Source organism: Campylobacter sp. CNRCH_2016_3089 (assembly GCF_025772505.1).
GTDB lineage: Bacteria > Campylobacterota > Campylobacteria > Campylobacterales > Campylobacteraceae > Campylobacter_D > Campylobacter_D lari_D.
On sequence record NZ_JAKMSF010000046.1, the window covers coordinates 1 to 1026 of the forward strand.

The following is a 1026-nucleotide window of genomic DNA, read 5'->3' on the forward strand; positions in this document are numbered from 1 at the left end:
TATTGGTGGGGTATTGGGATTGAAATACAATTGAGTGTTTCTTGAAGATTTTCATATTCATTTATCCAATACAATTGTATTTTTTTTGCCCCAAAGGGTGTAATAAGTGTAAAATATCTAAAATCTTCTATTTTAAGATTAAAAATTTTATCAAATTCGATATAGTTCATTAAGCCGTAATCTTTAAAATCACATTCTTTGTATATAGATTTTAAAAATTTTGGTATTTCATTGACAATGAAAAGTATTTTTATTTTTTCTTTTGATAGATTAATAGTTAGTTCTTTTACTATATTATTTGGATATTCTTGTTTAATGATATCTAATAATTGTTTGTTGCTACAATTTTCCAAGCTATCAAGTTTAATTTCAAAATCTTTTTTAATTTCTAATTTTGTAGGTGTATATTGTAATTTATGCTCTTTATTAGATTGTGGTAGTAGTATATTAACTTCTTTTTTATCTTGAATAATTATTTTAGCAATACCCATAATTTTTGTATTTAAATCTAGTAAAAATTGTAAGTCTTTTTTAGAGATTATGTTTTCTATATCTTTTTTAAAATTATTTAGATTTAAATTTTCACTAGATAAAAATTGTATAAGTTTGTTTAAAAATATAGGTTGAGGAAGTATCATAGCTCGTGTAATCCTAATTTTTTAAGCTCTTCCAAACTCATGGCTCTAATCAAAACCCTTTCTTCTGATTGTATTAAAGAAAATTCTTGTAATTTTTCTAAAGCTTCTTTATACTCTAAATATCCTAAAGGCTTATCTTCGCTAATGCTGAAAAAACTTAGCCTCCATTCTACTTCTTCATCTTCATTATCTAGTTTGAAATTTTCCCAAGGTTCTTTAAATAAAATAGTATCTGTATCTTCACTAAGGGTAAAATTTACTATTGTTCCATTTGGTATTTCATAAAGTTTAGGCATAGCTTCATAAGCTTCTTCCCAACGTTTTTGTAAAAAGTTTAAATCTTCCATAAAATATCCTTGTGTTAAAATAGCATTATAACTAAAAATTT

The 1026-nt window shown here is 24.0% G+C and carries 2 protein-coding genes; both read right to left on the reverse strand.

The annotated features are described in order from the left end of the window. Positions 1–638 (reverse strand): hypothetical protein (locus L8W69_RS09165; protein ID WP_263666990.1); only part of this gene is annotated, 638 nt, incomplete at its 3' end. Then, positions 635–1026: hypothetical protein (locus tag L8W69_RS09170; protein WP_263666991.1), on the reverse strand; the 392-nt coding region annotated here is incomplete at its 5' end. The genes L8W69_RS09165 and L8W69_RS09170, both read right to left, overlap by 4 nt.